Source organism: Allocoprococcus similis (assembly GCF_054660775.1).
Genome location: NZ_BAAHSG010000007.1, coordinates 128,497 through 147,300, shown reverse-complemented (window position 1 = coordinate 147,300; position 18,804 = coordinate 128,497). Strand labels below are relative to the sequence as shown.

Sequence of the window (18,804 nt, the reverse complement as noted above, 5' to 3'; positions counted from 1 at the left end):
ATTTTACTATTCTCAATTGTACTATTTTATCACTTTTTTGTTCTGCTGACAAGGACTTTGCGTATTGTATTATTATCAACCGACAATACATGGAACAGATAACCTCCGAATTCCACCTGACATTCTTCATCTTCCGAAGGAATTCTGTCCAGGCAGTCGATCAGATAACCATTGATCGTATCGTAATCTTCTTCGTTGAAACTGATTCCCAGAAGTTCTTCCAGATCTTCCAGCTGTGTCATACCATCCACGATATATGTACCATCTGCCTGTTTGACGATCAGCTCTTCTTCCTCATCATACTCATCCTGGATATTTCCAACGATTTCTTCTACGATATCTTCCATCGTAACGATCCCTGATGTCTGTCCATACTCATCCAGCACGATCACCATATGGCTCTTGTCCTGCTGCATCTGTTGGAACAGTTTGTCAATCGCCTTTGTTTCCGGGATAAATCCTGCCGGCCGGATCGCATCCTTCAGATCATGCACCGGTTTTCTCCTTGCCGGACCATCCAGGTAACTCTGCATCGCATCCCGGATATGAAGAATCCCCACAATGTTGTCAATATCTTCTTCATAAACCGGGAATCTGGATTTGTTCTCCTCCAGCATAAAGGTAAGTGCTTTTTCCAGAGATTCCTCTCCGTCCAGTGCTACGATATTTTTCCGGTGCGTCATGATATCTTTTGCATCCGAATCCATATATTCAAAAATATTGGTGATCATCTTCGTCTCACGTCTTGTCAGAACACCTTTTTCATAGCCTTCCAGTACTTTTTCAATGATTTCTTCTGCAATTTTCTCTTTATCTTCATTGTCAGAAAATACATTTTTCATTTTCTGAAGTAAATTACCTTCCGTTTCCATTGCTTTCCATACTTCTCCTCTTTTATGTATGAAGCATCAGGCTGACGCACAGCGCTTCATCGACTTTTCTCATAAGCTCTTTGTCTACCCGGCACACGTAATCCTTCAGTCTCTGCTTATCGATGGTCCGGATCTGCTCCAGAAGGACAACGGAATCCTTGACGATTCTGTACCTTTTTGCATCGATTTCCACATGTGTCGGCAGCTTCGCTTTATTCATCCTTGAAGTGATCGCGGCACAGATAACGGTCGGACTGTGCCGGTTCCCGACATCATTCTGGATGACAAGAACCGGGCGCACGCCGCCCTGCTCCGAACCGACTACCGGACTTAAATCCGCATAATAAATATCTCCACGCCTGATCTGCACTTCATTCACACTCCGCTTATCAAGATACTTTCATTATTGCCAGCTTTCTCCTGCTGTATTCATATCTCTTTCGAAGTGCATCCCCGCATTTTAGAAATAATCGACCTGCTCTACAACTTTTCCGTCACGCACATATTCTCGCGGAACACGTTTATTGATATCACAGATAAATTCATAGTTAAATCTACCGCTCAGACCGGCAAGCTCATCTATTGAAAGATAAGCATCCCCGTCGTGACCGACCAGTGTTGCCCTGTCACCAAATTTCACATCCGGGATCTCGGTCACATCTACCATGAACTGATCCATACAGACTCTGCCAAGGATCGGTGCCTTCTGACCATGGATCAGGACATATCCTTTGTTGGAAAGACTCCGTGGGTATCCGTCTCCATATCCCGTCGGGATCGTGGCGATCTGCATCCTTTTCGGCGCAACAAAGGTGCCTCCGTAGCTGACTGCCGTACCCTTTTCAATCCATTTCACATAAGTCACATGCGCGATCAGCTCCATTGCCGGTCGGAGCGGAACTTCCTCCTTATTGACTTCATCTGACGGATACAGTCCATAGGTAGAAATCCCGGCTCTCTCCAGATCCATTCCAAGCTTTGGCATATCAATGATACTTGCACTGTTTGCACAGTGATAATAAGTAAATTCCATACCTTCTGCTGCAAGATGCTCTTTCATCCACAGAAAGGCACGGATCTGTTCCAGTGTTGTGGTCTTATCCGTCTCATCTGCCTTTGAAAAATGGGTAAACATTCCTTCGCAATCCGTGTAAACAAGTCTGCCGATCTTAAGGATCTCCTCTACGCTTTCTTTCGATACCGGAAAGCCAAGTCTTGACATTCCAGTATCGATCTTAATGTGCAGATATGCCTTCTTCCCCATACGGTATGCGGTCTCATCCGCAAGCTTCGCAAGCTCATAGCTGTAGGCTGTCATGCGGATCTCATGACGGATCATCTCTTCCAGCTGATCCGGGAAAATACATCCCAGGCAAAGAATCGGCTTCTGAATGCCGGCTTTTCTGAGTACAACACCTTCATCCAGAGTTGCGACCGCATAGCCCCAGACATAATCCACATCTTCCAGCATTCTTGAAATCGGTACCGCTCCATGACCATAACCATCTGTTTTGATGACCACGACCATCTTGGTTCCCTCTTCTATATTTGCATGCATCATTTCCATATTATACATCACCGCATCCAGATCGATCACCGCACGCAGTCTGCTGTATTTCTTCATTCTGTCATATCCTCCAATTCCTTAAGTGTCCTGCCGAGCATTTTCAAAAGATCACCCGCAAGCACACTGTAAGAGCCAAGTTCTTTTCTGGCATGATCTCCGCACAGGCCATGCAGATAAACGCCAAGCACAGCTGCATCATCCGGTCTCAGATGCTGTGCCATAAGTCCGGTGATCATTCCGGCAAGCACATCTCCCGATCCGGCCTTTGCCATTGCCGCATTACCGGTGGTATTGATCATAAGCCTTCCCTCCGGCGCTTTCATAAGTGTCCTGCTGTCTTTCAGTACACAGACAGCATGAACTTTTTCTGTATATTTCCGTAATAGCTCTCTTCTGTTGTCTTTTAATTCCTGTACGCTGTATCCGGTCAGTCTGGACATTTCTTTCATGTGCGGAGTAAGTACATATCCGGAAGGATTCATCCGAATCTGTCCGATCCCCCACTCACCGGTCTTTGCCAGAAGGTTCAGTCCGTCCGCATCAATAACAGCCGGTTTTTTATTATTCTCAAGCACCTTTTTCAGTAATTTCTCCGAATGCGGTCCCATGCCGAGTCCGCAGCCAATACAGAGCACATCCGCCCATTCCAGCAAATCCGGAAGTTCTTCAAAGGATTCTGTCTCATCCAGAGAATAGGTCGTCATTACCGCCTCCGGTAAAAGTTCCTGTAAGATTGCCCGGTTGCTTTCCTCCGTATAAATCCGGACAAGCCCGGCTCCCGAAAGATATGCTGCCCTGGCACTTAAATATGCTGCACCGGACATTCCTTTGCTTCCGGTAATCATCAGAACCTTTCCATAAGTCCCTTTATTAGAATCCGGTTTCCTTTGCGGCAGCATTGCCGGCACATCGGATTTTTCAAGTGCCATGCAGATTTCTTCTTCCGCAAAAAACTCCGGCCTGGTAATTCCGATCGGAGCTGTAACAAGCTTTCCTGCATACTCACATCCCGGATACAGGATCTGTCCCATCTTCTGAAACGCAAAGGTCACTGTAAGATCTGCTTTAAATGCAGTTCCAAGCACTTTCCCATCATCCGAACGGATCCCTGAAGGAGTGTCAACTGCCACCTTACAGGCAGTCATCCGGTTCATCTGATCGATCACCTCTGCATACCTGCCTTTTATTTCACGTGACAGACCAATACCGAATACGGCATCTATAATAACACTATATTCTTTCTGTGGCAAACTGTTTCCTACAGATATTCCCAGATTTTCCAGAATTTTCATCTGGATTTTTGTTTCTTCACTACGATGGTCATAATTTCCGACCAATACTACATCCGGATGATATCCTTCTTCTACGAGCATCCTTGCAATTGCGAATCCGTCACCACCGTTGTTGCCACTTCCACACACAACCAGTGCTTTCGACAAGTCTATGCCTTCTGCTTTCATCGCAGCCACACACTGAAGTGCCGCCCGTTCCATCAGGACAAGGGACGGGACCTGCATCTTCTGTATCATTCTCTGATCCGATCTTCTCATCTGATCTGCTGTCAGTATTTCTTTCATATCCGGTCTCCCATACATTTAATTTTCAAAAAGGTGCAGGAAAAAACTTTCCTGCACCTCTGCCTTCTGGTATGCTTTGACTACTTTCCTTCATGTTCTTCATTGTATCTGGTGATGTTATAAGATAATCTCATCAGACTTTCAGACAAATGAACATTCTCCACAATAATATTATCCGGCAGATTCAGATCTGTATGCGCAAAATTCCAGATAGCCTTGACTCCATTATCTACCAGGAGATTGGCAACCTCTACTGCTTTTGCCTTCGGAATCGTGAGAACCCCGATCTCAATATCGTTTTCTTTCACAAAATCCTTCAATTCATCCATCATACGGATCTCAACTCCACGGATCGTCAATCCGGCAAGCCTTGGGTTTACGTCAAACAGCCCTTTTAAAACAAATCCCCGATTTTCAAATGCTGCATAGTTCGCCAATGCCTGTCCAAGATTTCCTGCTCCAATGATAACGAATTTATGTTTCTCGTTCAGTCCAAGGATCTTACCTATCTCTGTATAAAGATACTTTACATTATAGCCATATCCCTGCTGTCCAAATCCACCGAAATTATTCAGATCCTGCCGGATCTGTGAAGCAGTCACTTTCATTCTTTTACTTAATTCATTGGATGATATCCGTTCGACTCCGCTCTCCAGTAGTTCCCCTAAATAACGATAATACCGCGGAAGTCTCCTTATTACTGCCTGAGATATTTCTCTTGATGCCACTTTCACTTCCACCTTCCTATTTTTTGACTCATTATTTTTAATTATATAAGAATCCAACGAAAAAGTCAAATTTTATAGTTGTTTTTTGTCGTATTTCAGCTATAATTATGTTACTGTGAGCAGTAACATAATTGCCACTTTAACAGGAGGATATAAAAATGATACTGGCATGTCATAATCTGTCAAAAAGTTTTGGGGATCAGGTCATCGTAAAAGACGGTTCCTTTCATATAGAAAACCATGAAAAAGCTGCCCTAGTAGGTCTTAACGGAGCCGGCAAATCCACGATCCTCAAGATGATCGTAGGACAACTTTCTCCCGATGCAGGGACGGTTGTTCTTACCAAAGGCAAAACTCTCGGCTACCTTGCACAGCATCAGGAGATGGAAAGCGGCAATACCATTTACGAAGAAGTCCGCACGGCAAAAGCTGAAATCATTGAGATGGAAAAGCAGATACGTACAATCGAGATGGAGCTTCCGTCTCTTTCCGGAGATGCTCTTGAAGCACGTCTTTCCACTTATCAGAGACTGACTTCTGCATTTGAGCACGCAGACGGTTACGCCTATAAAAGTGAGCTTACCGGCGTTCTAAAAGGTCTCGGATTTACAGAAGAAGAATTTACCAAACCCGTAGATTCTTTATCCGGTGGTCAGAAGACCCGTGTATCTCTTGGCAAACTCCTTCTTACCAAGCCTGACGTCCTGCTTCTGGATGAGCCAACCAACCACCTGGATATGAACTCCATCGCATGGCTGGAAACCTATCTTCTGAATTATCCGGGTGCTGTTCTTATCGTATCCCACGACCGCTATTTCCTAAACCGTGTAGTTACAAAGGTGATTGAAGTCGAGCAGGGACAGCTTCATACTTATATGGGCAATTATTCTGATTTTGCTGTCAAAAAAGAACAGCTCAGGGAAGCCAAATTAAAAGAATACTTGAATCAGCAGCGTGAGATCAAACATCAGGAAGCCGTAATCGAAAAGCTCCGTTCATTTAACCGTGAGAAATCCATCAAGCGTGCCGAAAGCCGGGAAAAAATGCTGGATAAGATGACGCTTGTAGACAAACCGATGGAGATCAACACCGACATCCATCTGAAGCTGGAACCTTCACGTGTCAGTGGCAATGATGTACTTTCTGTCAAAGGATTAAGCAAAGCCTTTCCGCCACAGACACTTTTCACAGATATCAGTTTCGAGATCAAGCGTGGGGAACATGTAGCCATTATTGGCGACAACGGAACCGGAAAAACTACGCTTCTCAAGATTCTGAACAATGTGATCCGGGCAGACAGCGGTTCCTTTACACTGGGTGCCAATGTGGAGATTGGTTACTACGATCAGGAACACCACGTCCTTCATATGGATAAGACAATCTTTGAAGAAATTTCCGATGATTATCCGATGCTTACCAACACACAGATCCGGAACATGCTTGCGGCTTTTCTTTTTACCGGAGATGATGTTTTCAAGCTGATCGGCGATTTAAGTGGTGGTGAAAGGGGACGTGTATCTCTGGCAAAGCTGATGCTCTCCAATGCGAATTTCCTGATCCTCGATGAGCCGACCAACCATTTGGACATCACTTCCAAGGAAATTCTCGAGCGGGCTCTGAATGATTATACCGGTACGGTACTTTATGTGTCACATGACCGTTATTTCATCAACCAGACCGCCACCCGCATTCTGGAACTGACCGGCAATACCTTTGTCAATTATATCGGCAACTATGATTATTATCTGGAGAAAAAAGATCTTCTGACCCCGGCTGTTTCCACAACTGCTTCTGAAGACGCACCGACGCAGGTTTCCGAATCCAAACTGAGCTGGCAGGAGCAGAAAGAAGAACAGGCACGTCTCCGCAAAAGACAGAACGACCTGAAGAAAACAGAAGAACGTATCGGTGTTCTTGAGACGCGCAATGGCGAAATCGATGAACTGATGATGCTGGAAGAAGTCTATACGAATTCTGTCAAATGCCAGGAACTGGCAAAAGAAAAAACAGCGAACGAATCAGAGCTCGAAGAACTCTATGAAAAATGGGAAGAACTGGCTGAATAAGCCGGTCCTTCCCATTTTTCTGTCAGGGATACGCCCTTCATGCATTCCCTGCTCTTTTTATAATCTTTCTGCAATCGCTTTGATAAATCCTTCACTGTTCAGTACATGCACCTCCGGAAGAGTTGTGATCATTGCCAGATCCTTTGTCATATAACCCTCTTCAATCGTACCGATCGTTGCTTTTTCCAAACGGTCTGCAAAATCCATCAGTTCCTGGTTTCCATCCAGTTCTCCTCTCTTGCGCAGAGCTCCTGACCATGCAAAGATCGTTGCAACAGAGTTTGTTGAAGTCTCTTCCCCTTTCAGGTGTTTGTAATAATGACGCTGTACTGTTCCATGCGCAGCTTCATATTCATAAAACCCTTCCGGCGATACCAGTACAGATGTCATCATGGCAAGTGAACCAAATGCTGAGGAAACCATATCACTCATCACGTCCCCGTCATAATTCTTACATGCCCAGATATAACCACCCTCTGACTTCATTACACGGGCTACCGCATCATCGATCAATGTGTAGAAATATTCAATTCCCGCTTCATCAAAAAGGTTCTTATACTCCGCATCAAAGATCTCCTGGAAGATATCTTTGAATGTATGGTCATATTTTTTGGAAATGGTATCTTTTGTTGCAAACCAAAGATCCTGCTTTGTATCCAGCGCATAACTAAAACAGCTTCTTGCAAAACTTTCAATCGATGCATTGATATTGTGCATTCCCTGGATAATACCTGCTCCATCAAAATTATGGATCAGCTCTCTTGTCTCTGTTCCGTCAGGTGCTGTGTAGACCAGTTCTGCCTTTCCAGGTCCCGGAATCTTCATCTCGGTTCCTTTATATACATCCCCATAAGCATGACGGGCAATCGTGATCGGCTTCTTCCAGTTCTTTACACATGGTTCAATTCCTTTTACCACGATCGGAGCACGAAATACCGTTCCATCCAGAATCGCACGGATTGTTCCGTTCGGACTCTTCCACATCTCTTTGAGATCATATTCTTTTACCCTTGCCGCATTCGGTGTAATGGTCGCACATTTGACAGCTACTTTGTACTTCTTTGTTGCATTAGCTGAATCAACTGTAACCTGGTCATCTGTCTCATTGCGGTGTTCCAGTCCAAGATCATAATAATCTGTCTTAAGATCGATATACGGCAGAAGAAGATCATCTTTTATCATCCTCCAGAGAATTCTGGTCATCTCATCTCCGTCCATCTCAACAATCGGTGTCGTCATCTGAATTTTACTCATAGCTTCGTCTCCTTTTTGATTATTCTTCTTCGATATGCAGGTTCTCCATAACATGCATAATGTGGAGCGTTGCCAGATTGCCGGCTTTTTCCGCATCCTTTGCCTTGATGGCATTCAGGATCTCGTTATGCTCGCCAATCGACTTGATCGCACGCTCTTCTGTCTTAACGGAAGTCCTTCTTGCAAGCTGTACATATTTGTGAAAATCCGAAAGCACATGATCCAGGATCCTGCTCTGTGATGCCTCATACAGAATCTGATGGAATCTTCCATCCAGCTCTGTCAGCTGATCGGAATGTCCTTTATCCATATGATACTCGGATAAAAGAATGATCTCATCCAGTTCTTCCAGCTGCTCCTGTGTAATATGTTCTGTTGCCAAGCGGACGCATAATCCTTCCAGCATGGAACGGATCATATAAATATCATGTACATCCTTATCAGAAATACCGGTAACATAGGCTCCTTTATTCGGAATGATGTTCACCAGTCCCTCCAGTTCCAACTGTCTAAGTGCCTCTCTTACCGGTGTACGGCTAACTCCAAGTTCCTTCCCCAATGTTGCTTCTCTGAGTTCGTCATTTTCTTCGTATTTACCTTTCAGAATGTCATCTCTGATGGTCTGAAAAACCTGACTTCTCAATGAATACTCTTCCATTTTATCTCTCTCCTGAATTTCGTTAGATTGTGATCCCCTTTTCGCCACAGATTCTCTCAATCTCCCGGATTAGTTCCTCATCTGTGAGTACGGTCACACGGCCGGATTCATATTCCGCATCAACCCACTTCTTCAATTCTACAACTAAAATGGAATTCTTGTCTACCTGTTTCTCATTTTTCAGGTGATAATATGTATTTATCCAGTGTGCAATACCTGCAAGACCGGAAGTATTGGACACAGCAACCAGCGGTGGTCGGTTCAGAAACTTGCCGGTATCAAACACATTGTAGATTTCTTCGTTCTTTAACAGTCCGTCTGCATGGATTCCCGCACGGGTTACATTGAAATTCTTTCCGACAAACGGGGTACGCGGCGGGATCTGGTATCCAATCTCTTTTTCATAATATTCTGCCAGTTCAGTAATCACCGTTGTATCCATGTCATCCAGCGTTCCACGAAGCTGCGCATATTCAAAAATCATTGCTTCCAGTGGCGTATTGCCGGTACGTTCGCCGATTCCAAACAAGGAACAGTTCACGCCACACGCTCCATAAAGCCAGGCCGTTGTAGAATTATTGACTGCCTTGTAAAAATCATTATGTCCATGGAATTCGATCAGTTCACTCGGTACACCTGCATGTACTCTGAGTCCGTATATGATACCCGGAATGGAACGAGGAATCACAGCCCCCGGATAGTTGACTCCGTATCCCATCGTATCACAGACACGGATCTTAACCGGAATCTGGTATTCTTCCATCAGATGCATCAATTCCAGACAGAATGGAATGACAAATCCATAAATATCCGATCTGGTAATATCTTCCAAATGACATCTTGGACTAATACCGGTCTCCAGACATTCACGTACAACTGACAGATAATGTTCCATCGCCTCTCGTCTTGTCATCTTCAGTTTATAAAAAATATGATAATCCGAACAGCTTACCAGGATTCCTGTTTCCTTCATTCCCAGATCTTTTACCAGCTCAAAATCCTTTTTATTTGCACGGATCCAGCTTGTGATCTCCGGGAACTTATAACCTCTTTCCATACATTTATATACGGCATCCCGGTCTTTCTTGCTGTATAAGAAAAATTCACTCTGACGAATCTTCCCCTGCGGACCTCCAAGCCTGTGCATATAATCGAAAATGGTTACAATCTGATCCGTTGAATAGGGCGCTCTCGACTGCTGTCCATCCCTGAATGTCGTATCCGTGATCCAGATCTCATCCGGCATACTGTGCGGTACAATACGATCATTAAACGCAATCTTCGGAATCTCATCATAATGAAACAGGTTCCGAAACACATTCGGTGTGTCCACGTCTACCAGCGGGTACATATGCTCCTCAAGTTGCAATAAATTTGTATGCTTATCCAGATAAACCTTCCTGTTTTCCATAACCGTCACTCCCTGACCTGTATTTTTGTATCATTGTATACAACTATACCTTCGATGTCAACCCCATTTTCCTCATTTCGTGACTTTAGCCAGTATTTCATTCAATTAAAGTGCTAATTTGTTAAACTTTCATACAGTCTCGATTCTCTTCTCATCCATTTTCCCTAGTTTAATCCACCTATTTTCTCCAATATCTCCCGTCCTCAACAATTATCCCTTTTTTCCAATATCTCCCACCCTAGACAAGCACCCAACTTCCTTACTGTCTCTATCCCTCTCTTCACAATGAAGCAATGTCGTCCTCTTTGCCAATACCGTTATCTGGCTGGGCGGGAAAAAGAATCTCTTCCAATCCTATTTTGTGCAATGGAGATGAAACTCAAAAATTATGGAAGCCTTTGCTGACATAATTTTCGCTTTCAGAGGTTCATCGGAATGGTTTGCACAACTTGGATTGGAAGAGATTCTTTTTTCCCGCCCAGCCTCACAACCCTATTCAAAAAAGGCAGCCTCACCCCTCCATGGGATAAGACTGCCCTCTCAAATATTTTAATATAACTTTGCACTGATCATCTTCGGTCTGAACCCGGCTGCCTCCAATGCCGCAATAATCCGGTTCTTATGATCGGTTCCAAATGCTTCCAGTGTCACACGAAGCTCCACAGCCGCATTCCGGTTAATGCTTACAAACTGATTATGTTCCAGTTTGATCACATTTCCCTGCTCTTCTGCAATCGTCTGTGCCACTTTTACCAGTTCACCCGGTTTATCCGGAAGAAGTACCGATACAGAGAAGATACGGTCTCTCTGGATCAGTCCGTGCTGCACAACAGAAGACATGGTAATAACATCCATGTTCCCGCCGCTTAAGATAGATACTACTTTCTTACCTTTCAGATCCAGCTGTTTTAAAGCTGCAACAGAAAGAAGACCGGAGTTTTCTACTACCATTTTATGGTTTTCCACCATATCAAGGAATGCTCCGACCAGTTCATCATCTTCTACAGTCACGATCTGGTCTACATTTTCCATAACGTATGGGAGGTTCTGTTCCCCGACTTTTTTTACTGCTGTACCATCTGCGATCGTGTTGGCACTTGGAAGTGTTACGGTATGTCCTGCTTCGATTGCAGCAGTCATACTTGCTGCTTCTGCCGGTTCCACACCGATCACTTTGATCTTTGGATTCAGCATTTTCGCAAGTGTAGATACACCTGTGATCAGTCCGCCGCCCCCGATCGGTGCAAGGATATAATCAACGGTCGGGAGTTCCTGGACAATTTCCATTGCAATCGTTCCCTGTCCGGTAGCTACATCCAGATCGTCGAACGGATGTACAAAAGTATATCCGTACTCTTCAGCAAGCTCATAGGCCTTTGCACAGGCATCGTCATAAACATCTCCGTGTAAAACAACCTCGGCACCATAGCTCTTGGTACGGTTTACCTTGATCAGCGGAGTGACAGTAGGCATAACAATCGTCGCCTTACATCCAAACGCTTTTGCCGCATATGCCACACCCTGTGCATGGTTTCCCGCTGAAGCTGTGATCAGACCTTTTGCACGATCTTCCTCAGAAAGAGTGCTGATCTTGTAATAAGCTCCTCTTAATTTGTATGCACCTGTGTACTGCATATTTTCCGGTTTCAAATAAACCTTTCCCCCGGTCTGGCTACTGAGATACTCACTGTAGATAAGCTTTGTCGGACGAGTCACACGTTTTACGATCTCGCTTGCTTCTTCAAATTTTTCCAATGTCAGCATATTATTCTTCTCCTTCTTCCTTCTTTTCTTCTGTTGTAAATAATGCCTGTACAAATTCGTCGGAATCGAATTTCTGCAGATCATCGATCATCTCACCGACACCTATATATTTAACAGGAATTCCAAGCTCTGCCTGAATTGCAACTGCAATTCCGCCTTTGGCCGTTCCATCCATCTTAGTCAGGATAATTCCTGTAATATCCGCAACATCACTGAATTCCTTTGCCTGTGAAAGTGCATTCTGTCCGGTCGTTGCATCCAGAACGACCAAGGTTTCTCTGTATGCCTCCGGATATTCCCTTTCCAGCACACGGTTAATCTTCTTCAGTTCCTCCATCAGGTTCTTTTTATTGTGAAGTCTTCCGGCTGTATCCACCAGAAGGACATCTGCCTTTCTCGCTTTCGCAGCCGCTACCGCATCATAAACGATGGCTGCCGGATCTGCACCTTCCTGTCCGCCGATCAGGTCTGCATCCGAACGATGCGCCCATTCCTTTAACTGCTCTCCCGCTGCTGCACGGAAAGTATCTGCTGCTGCAAGCACAACTTTCTTGCCCTGACCTCTCATCTTACCGGCAAGTTTTCCGATAGTAGTCGTTTTTCCAACTCCATTTACCCCGATCACCAGAACAACAGAAGTCTGGTTTTCAAATTCATAAGCCGTCTCGCCTACATCCATCTGCTCTTTGATACTGTCGATCAGGAGCTGTCTGCACTCAATCGGCTCTTTGATATGCTGTTCTTTTACTTTTTTACGAAGATCATCAAGAATCGCGTAAGTTGCTTTTACCCCCAGATCTCCCATGATCAGAACCTCTTCCAGTTCCTCATAAAAGTCCTCATCTATCTTTGAAAATCCATGAAAAATACTGTCCATTCCAGACACGATATTATCGCGCGTCTTGTTAAGTCCTGCTACCAGACGCTTAAAAAATCCCATTTTTTCCTCTGCCATCATATCCTCCTATCCACTACTTTGTAAGCTCATCTTCCAGAAGATCCACAGATACCAGCGTTGATACCCCTTTTTCCTGCATAGTGATCCCATACAGCCGGTCTGCCGCTGTCATCGTACCGCGACGATGTGTAATGACGATAAACTGTGTATTTTTCGTCAGCTTGTGCAAATACTGTGCAAATCTCGTGACATTAGAATCATCCAGTGCCGCCTCGATCTCATCCAGCAGGCAAAACGGGGAAGGTTTCAGATTCTGGATTGCAAACAGCAGTGAAATCGCCGTCAACGCCTTTTCTCCACCGGAGAGCTGCATCATATTCTGAAGTTTTTTACCCGGTGGCTGCGCAATAATCCGGATTCCGGCTTCCAGCACATCCTCACCATCCATCAGTTCCAGAGTTCCTTTTCCACCACCGAACAGCTGTTTGAACACCTGATTAAACTCCTGGCTGATCTTTGCAAACTGCTCAGTAAACTGCTTGCGCATCGCCTCATCCAGCTCTTCAATGATCTTCTTGAGCGTTACTTCTGCCTCTACCAGATCATCATGCTGGGTTTTCATAAATTCATATCGCTCGGAAAGATTTTTAAAATCTTCGATCGCATTGACGTTCACCGATCCGAGTTTCCGGATCTCCGTCTTTAATTCCTGGATCCGCCTCCGCATCTCGGCAGGATCTGTCAGACTCTCATCCCGGATTTCCAGCGCATGATTATACGTCAGTTCGTACTCTTCCCACATGTAATTGATCTGCTTTTCCAAAGCTTCCTCGTAGCCTTCTTTTTTGCTGGTCAGCCGGAAGGATTCTTTATCAAGCTCTGCCATATGGGTTGCCAGATCTTCCCGCTTTTTCAGAAATGCTTTATGCTTCTGATTCAGTTCTTCCCGCTTTTTCTGCGATTCTTCGATCTCTTTGTTGATTTCCTCGAATAATTCCTTTGAATTCTCTATCGTCTGCCGGATCTCGGTAATCTGTGCTTCCTTCTGCTCGATCTCACCGTAATTCTCTCCTTTGCTTGCATTTAAAGTGGCAAGCTCTTCCCGGAATTTTTCCATCTCTTCCCGGATACGGACAAAATTCTCCTCGATAAAATCTTTTTTCTGCTCCAATGCAGCAAAACTAAGATGAATATTTTCATTTTTGCGCACTTCTGCCGCTTCTGCCTCACGCTCTTTTTCCAGCCACTTCTGTGAGCTTTCCATCTGGCGTGTCAGCTCGTCCTCCAGGTGCTGGCTGGTCTCCAGTTCCATTTTGATCGATTCTTCATTTTCCTCGATCTCATGAACCTGTTCTTCCAGCTTCTTGCGCTCCGCATAAATTCCTTCTGAATTTTCTCTGGTCGCATTCTGACGGCTTTTTACCTGGTCCAGATTCATCTTCGCAGTATTCTGAACCACATAGTCATTCTGCAATTCCTGCTGGATTTCTTCCACCTTTGCATACAGCGCCGTCCGCTTCTCCTTTGCGGCCGCAACTTCTGCTTCCGCTTTCTGAAGTTCTGTTTTCAGACGCGCAACCGTCTTTTCCAGTTCTTCGATTTCACGTCTTCTGCTGAGCAGATTACTGGAATTCTTAAATGCTCCACCGCTCATTGCTCCGCCAGGATTGATCAGATCTCCTTCCAGCGTAACGATCCGCAGGGACTGACGGTACTTTCTTGCCAGACGGATCCCTGTATCAATGTTGTCTGCCACAAGAGTTCTTCCAAGAAGATGCTCTGCAAGAGATGTAAATTTATCTTCTACCGTTACCAGCTTGTCCGCCGTTCCGATCACACCCGGCTCGCGAAGGGCTTCTGCCCTGGTCAATCCCTGTCCCCCACGGATCGCTGTCAATGGAAGGAAAGTTGCACGTCCATACCGGTTCTGCTTCAGATAACCAATCATTTTTTTTGCAGTCTCTTCGTCTGCAGTAACGATATTCTGGATACTGCCTCCAAGTGCGATCTCCACCGCAGTCTCATATTTTTTATCTACTTTGATCAGATCAGCCACAACTCCCAGGATTTTCGGCTCACGGCTTTTCTGCTCCATCACACGACGGATACTGTTCCCATAACCATCGTAACGCTCCGTAAGGTTCCTCAGAGACTCCAGACGAGAGTACTCCCTATGATAAGCATTCTGCCTGTTTCGCAGGTTTTCATTTGTCTGTCCGATCTCTTTTTGCAGTCCGGCAATCTCTGTTTCATAGTTTTTGATCTGTTCTACAGAATCCGCGATCTTCCCTGATACTGCCTTCAGTTCTTCCGTATACTGCGCGGCAAGTTCCTGTTGCCTCTGTACATCACTCTCCGCTTCTACCAGACGTTTGTAAAGCAGTGCCCGGCGTACCTTGATCTGTTCAAGCGTCGTCTCATAATGCTGCAGCTTTGCCTTCGTGGATGCACGGTTATTCAGAAGCTCACGGATATCGTTCTGATTCTTTTCAATCTCCACTGTCATCTCTGCAATCCGGCTCTGCAGGGCAGTCAGCTCCTCTCCTGCCTGCTTTTGTCTCTCAGATGCTGCTGCAAGATGTCTGTCGATCTCTGCTTTTTCTTCTTCCAGTTCGGATTTCTGCCTTTCGCGGTTTGCAAGCTCTGCCTGAATATCGTTTGCCCGTTTTTCATAGTGTTCATCATTCATGCGGACACTATTGATCTGCTCTTTTAAAAGCTCGATCTGGTTTTCCAACTGCTGTTTCAGAAGTGTTGTCTCATTTCTCTGGCTTTTTGCATGCTCGATTCCGGCGTCGATCTCGTCTACTTCCTGCTCGATCTTCTCATACTGCGCCTTCATATCTTCATGCTTTTTGCCGGCTTCAGTGAGTTCATCCTGCGCAATCTTCAGCTTCTCATCGTTTTCCCGGATCTGCCCCTTCAGACGTTTCATCTCCACCAGGAACATATTGATGTCATAACGCTTCAGTTCTTCTCTCTTTTTCAGATATTCCTTCGCTGTCTCCGACTGTCTCTGAAGAGGACCAAATTGCTTCTCCAGCTCTCCCAAAATATCATTGACACGGACCAGATTGCTCTGCTCTTCTTCCAGTTTGCGAAGAGACAACGCCTTACGTCGCTTAAATTTGACAATCCCGGCTGCCTCATCAAAAAGCTCTCGTCTCTCTTCCGGCTTACCACTCAGAATCTTGTCAATCTGTCCCTGTCCGATGATCGAATATCCTTCTTTTCCGATACCCGTATCATAAAACATCTCATTGATATCCTTGAGCCTGCATACACTGCCGTTGATCAGATATTCACTTTCCCCCGAACGGTACAGCTTTCTTGTGACTTTAACCTCTTCAAACTCCACCGGGAGTTTGTGATCTGAATTATCCAGTGTGATCGCAACCGATGCGTAGCTGAGAGGTTTCCGGTTTTCCGTACCGGAAAAAATAACATCCTGCATCGTACCTCCACGGAGTTGCTTCACCTTCTGCTCTCCGAGTACCCAGCGGACGGCATCCGCCACGTTACTTTTTCCACTTCCGTTCGGTCCGACGATTCCGGTGATCCCGTTATGAAATTCAAAGACAATCTTATTTGCAAAAGACTTAAATCCCTGTACTTCAATACTTTTTAAATACATGCCTCACCTACTGTACCTTTCCTTCTTTCAGCTTAAGGATTGCCTGATAAGCCGCTTCCTGCTCGGCAGCCTTTTTGGTCCTTCCGATACCACATCCAAAGGCTTCTCCACCGATCACAACCTCTACACGGAAGGATTTATTATGGTCCGGTCCTTCTTCTCCTACCAGCTGGTAGACAATTCCTTTTTCCTGACCGCCCTGTACCATTTCCTGCAGGATAGTCTTGCTATCATAAAAGAGCCGTTTCCCTTCCAGGTCGTTTAAAATATATTTTAAAATAAACTCTTTCGCATTAGCAAAACCACCATCCAGATAAATCGCACCAATCAGTGCTTCCAATGCATCCGAGGTAATAGACTCTCTGAATCTTCCACCGGTCGCGTCCTCACCTTTCCCAAGCAGCAGATAACTTCCAAGATCCAGATCCCGCGCACAAAATGCAAGTGCCTTCTCGCATACCATGCTTGCCCTTAACTTAGTCAGTTCTCCTTCCGGCATTGTCTGGTTCTCGAAAAAAAGATATTCGCTTGAAATCAGTTCCAGAACGGCATCTCCAAGGAATTCCAGACGTTCATTACAGTCTGCCTTCTTCATATGCTTTTCATTCACATAAGAGCTGTGCGTCACAGCATGTCTGAGCAAATGGCTGTCCTTGAAATTGTAGCCGATTTTTTCTTCCAGTTCCTTTACATTTCTGCTCATGATTGCTCCTCCAATTTTAAAAAAGGACATTCCCCAGAAATGGGGATGTCCCCTGTAATCATTTTTTCCTAGTTAACAGCGTTCTTGATCTGTTCTACAGCATCACCTACTGTTGCGATCTTTTCTGCATCTTCATTTTCAATTTCGATATCAAATGCATCTTCAATCCCCATAATAATCTGGAAAATATCAAGCGAATCAGCTCCCAGATCATCTACAAATGTAGTGTCCATCGTAATTTCATCCGGGTTACATCCCATCACATCAACAATAATGTCTTTCAGTTTTTCAAATTCCATAATTCTTAATCCTTTCTGAGCTTATTCCTGTGCGGATTTTTCTTCCGCCTGAATACATTCTTTGATCTTTTCATTGATTCCTTCTTCTTTGAAGGTTACGCACTGCAAAATTGAATTGCAGACTTCTTTTGCCTTGGAACTGCCGTGTGTCTTTACTACCAGACCGGTGAGTCCAAGCAGTGGTGCTCCACCGTACTCACTTGCGTCAAAATCCTTCATAGTCTTTTTCAGCACCGGCTTAACCAGAAGTCCACCGATCATGCCGCGGAGATTCTGCTTCATACCACCTTTGATCTTGCTTACAAGAACCGATGCTACTCCTTCATAGAGTTTCAGGATCACGTTGCCGGTAAATGCTTCACAGACGATAACATCTGCCTGTCCGTGAGGGATTTCTCTCGCTTCGATGCTTCCGGTAAAGTTAATATCCTTACATTCTTTCAGCATAGGAAAAGTCTCCTTGACCAGGGCATTACCCTTTTCTTCCTCAGCTCCGATATTGACGATCGCAACCTTCGGATTCTTGACTCCCATAATATGTTCCATATAGATAGAACCCATCTTGGCAAACTGCACCAGATGTGAAGGCCTAGCATCTACATTCGCCCCACAGTCGATCAAAATGGAAAATCCTTTTTCTGTCGGGATCAGCGGTGCAAGCGGTGGTCTTTCCACCCCTTTGATACGTCCAACCAGAAGCTGTCCCCCGGCAAGAACCGCACCGGAACTTCCTGCTGAAACAAAAGCGTCAGCTTCTTTATCCTTCACCATCTTAAGACCTACCACAATGGATGAGTCTTTCTTTCTGCGAATCGCCATAACCGGCGGTTCTGCTGTCTCAATTACTTCCGATGTATGAACAACCGAAATCTGTTCTTTATTATATGTGTACCCGGAAAGTTCCTGATTGATGACATCTTCTTTTCCGACCAGGATCACATGGATCGCATCTGACTTCCCGACCGCCTCGACCGCACCTTTGATGATCTCATGCGGTGCGTTGTCTCCGCCCATTGCATCGACAACAACTTTTGTTATTTCTTTCATACTGTTACCTCCCAGCATTACTAAACCAATTCTACTAGACATGACCGTAAAAATCAATAATATTTAGCAGATTTAGGAAAAATAGGCAAAAGAAAAGGAGTTAAGCAATACGCCTAACTCCTGTACTATAGCCTTTTTTAATTAGTTTTCTACAGTAACGATTTCTCTCTTGTTGTAAGATCCACAAGCTTTGCAAACTCTGTGTGGCATCATAAGTTCTCCACATTTGCTGCATTTCACCAGATTCGGTGCGCTCATTTTCCAGTTTGCTCTTCTCTTGTCTCTTCTTGCTTTAGAAGATTTATTCTTTGGACAAATTGACATAG

General features: G+C 44.9%; 16 protein-coding genes. 1 reads left to right on the top strand and 15 read right to left on the bottom strand.

Annotation, left to right across the window (positions count from 1 at the left end; all coding sequences use genetic code 11):
• Positions 1 to 29: 29 nt before the first annotated feature.
• The 5 genes from ACYQ5K_RS04485 to ACYQ5K_RS04465 all read right to left on the bottom strand — a co-directional run bounded on the left by ACYQ5K_RS04485 (position 30) and on the right by ACYQ5K_RS04465 (position 4,744).
• Positions 30 to 872, bottom strand: coding sequence for a hemolysin family protein (locus tag ACYQ5K_RS04485; RefSeq protein ID WP_173688129.1), 843 nt, complete (start codon positions 870 to 872; stop codon positions 30 to 32).
• 22 nt (positions 873 to 894) lie between these two features.
• Positions 895 to 1,242 (bottom strand): type II toxin-antitoxin system PemK/MazF family toxin, encoded by a 348-nt coding sequence (locus ACYQ5K_RS04480; RefSeq protein WP_022219890.1) that lies wholly within the window; start codon positions 1,240 to 1,242, stop codon positions 895 to 897.
• Positions 1,243 to 1,332: 90 nt separating this feature from the next.
• Positions 1,333 to 2,496: an alanine racemase gene (gene alr / locus ACYQ5K_RS04475; RefSeq protein WP_173688128.1), complete on the bottom strand. Its 1,164-nt coding sequence runs from the start codon at positions 2,494 to 2,496 to the stop codon at positions 1,333 to 1,335.
• Positions 2,493 to 4,016: an NAD(P)H-hydrate dehydratase gene (locus ACYQ5K_RS04470; RefSeq protein WP_173688127.1), complete on the bottom strand. Its 1,524-nt coding sequence runs from the start codon at positions 4,014 to 4,016 to the stop codon at positions 2,493 to 2,495. The genes alr and ACYQ5K_RS04470 overlap by 4 nt, the downstream gene beginning before the upstream one ends.
• An 80-nt stretch (positions 4,017 to 4,096) precedes the next feature.
• Positions 4,097 to 4,744: a redox-sensing transcriptional repressor Rex gene (locus tag ACYQ5K_RS04465; protein ID WP_173688126.1), complete on the bottom strand. Its 648-nt coding sequence runs from the start codon at positions 4,742 to 4,744 to the stop codon at positions 4,097 to 4,099.
• Positions 4,745 to 4,902: 158 nt separating this feature from the next.
• On the opposite strand from ACYQ5K_RS04465, the gene ACYQ5K_RS04460 reads away from it, so the two are divergent.
• Positions 4,903 to 6,810, top strand: a complete 1,908-nt coding sequence (locus ACYQ5K_RS04460) for an ABC-F family ATP-binding cassette domain-containing protein (RefSeq protein WP_195230356.1) — start codon at positions 4,903 to 4,905, stop codon at positions 6,808 to 6,810.
• Between the two features lie 57 nt (positions 6,811 to 6,867).
• Here ACYQ5K_RS04460 and ACYQ5K_RS04455 read toward each other — a convergent pair whose 3' ends face one another.
• From ACYQ5K_RS04455 to rpmF, 10 genes are all read right to left on the bottom strand, one after another.
• On the bottom strand, positions 6,868 to 8,064 hold the full coding sequence (locus ACYQ5K_RS04455; RefSeq protein ID WP_117834551.1) for an NADP-dependent isocitrate dehydrogenase: 1,197 nt from the start codon (positions 8,062 to 8,064) through the stop codon (positions 6,868 to 6,870).
• Positions 8,065 to 8,083: 19 nt separating this feature from the next.
• Positions 8,084 to 8,722, bottom strand: coding sequence for a GntR family transcriptional regulator (locus tag ACYQ5K_RS04450; RefSeq protein WP_195230355.1), 639 nt, complete (start codon positions 8,720 to 8,722; stop codon positions 8,084 to 8,086).
• A gap of 22 nt (positions 8,723 to 8,744) precedes the next feature.
• The gene (locus ACYQ5K_RS04445; protein ID WP_178025643.1) at positions 8,745 to 10,133 is read right to left on the bottom strand and encodes a beta/alpha barrel domain-containing protein; all 1,389 of its coding nucleotides are present in this window, start codon (positions 10,131 to 10,133) and stop codon (positions 8,745 to 8,747) included.
• 549 nt (positions 10,134 to 10,682) lie between these two features.
• Complete coding sequence (gene ilvA, locus ACYQ5K_RS04440; RefSeq protein ID WP_459777294.1) at positions 10,683 to 11,897, bottom strand: threonine ammonia-lyase; 1,215 nt, start codon at positions 11,895 to 11,897, stop codon at positions 10,683 to 10,685.
• 1 nt (position 11,898) lies between these two features.
• On the bottom strand, positions 11,899 to 12,852 hold the full coding sequence (ftsY, locus tag ACYQ5K_RS04435; protein ID WP_459777293.1) for a signal recognition particle-docking protein FtsY: 954 nt from the start codon (positions 12,850 to 12,852) through the stop codon (positions 11,899 to 11,901).
• 16 nt (positions 12,853 to 12,868) lie between these two features.
• Positions 12,869 to 16,429 (bottom strand): chromosome segregation protein SMC, encoded by a 3,561-nt coding sequence (gene smc, locus ACYQ5K_RS04430; protein WP_459777292.1) that lies wholly within the window; start codon positions 16,427 to 16,429, stop codon positions 12,869 to 12,871.
• 7 nt (positions 16,430 to 16,436) lie between these two features.
• Positions 16,437 to 17,132 (bottom strand): ribonuclease III, encoded by a 696-nt coding sequence (gene rnc / locus ACYQ5K_RS04425; protein WP_195230350.1) that lies wholly within the window; start codon positions 17,130 to 17,132, stop codon positions 16,437 to 16,439.
• Between the two features lie 68 nt (positions 17,133 to 17,200).
• Positions 17,201 to 17,431 (bottom strand): acyl carrier protein, encoded by a 231-nt coding sequence (gene acpP, locus ACYQ5K_RS04420; protein WP_008372189.1) that lies wholly within the window; start codon positions 17,429 to 17,431, stop codon positions 17,201 to 17,203.
• Between the two features lie 21 nt (positions 17,432 to 17,452).
• Entirely contained in the window at positions 17,453 to 18,478 is a 1,026-nt protein-coding gene (gene plsX, locus ACYQ5K_RS04415) for a phosphate acyltransferase PlsX (RefSeq protein WP_055156687.1), read from the bottom strand.
• 141 nt (positions 18,479 to 18,619) lie between these two features.
• Positions 18,620 to 18,802, bottom strand: coding sequence for a 50S ribosomal protein L32 (rpmF, locus tag ACYQ5K_RS04410; RefSeq protein WP_008372209.1), 183 nt, complete (start codon positions 18,800 to 18,802; stop codon positions 18,620 to 18,622).
• Positions 18,803 to 18,804 lie beyond the last annotated feature (2 nt).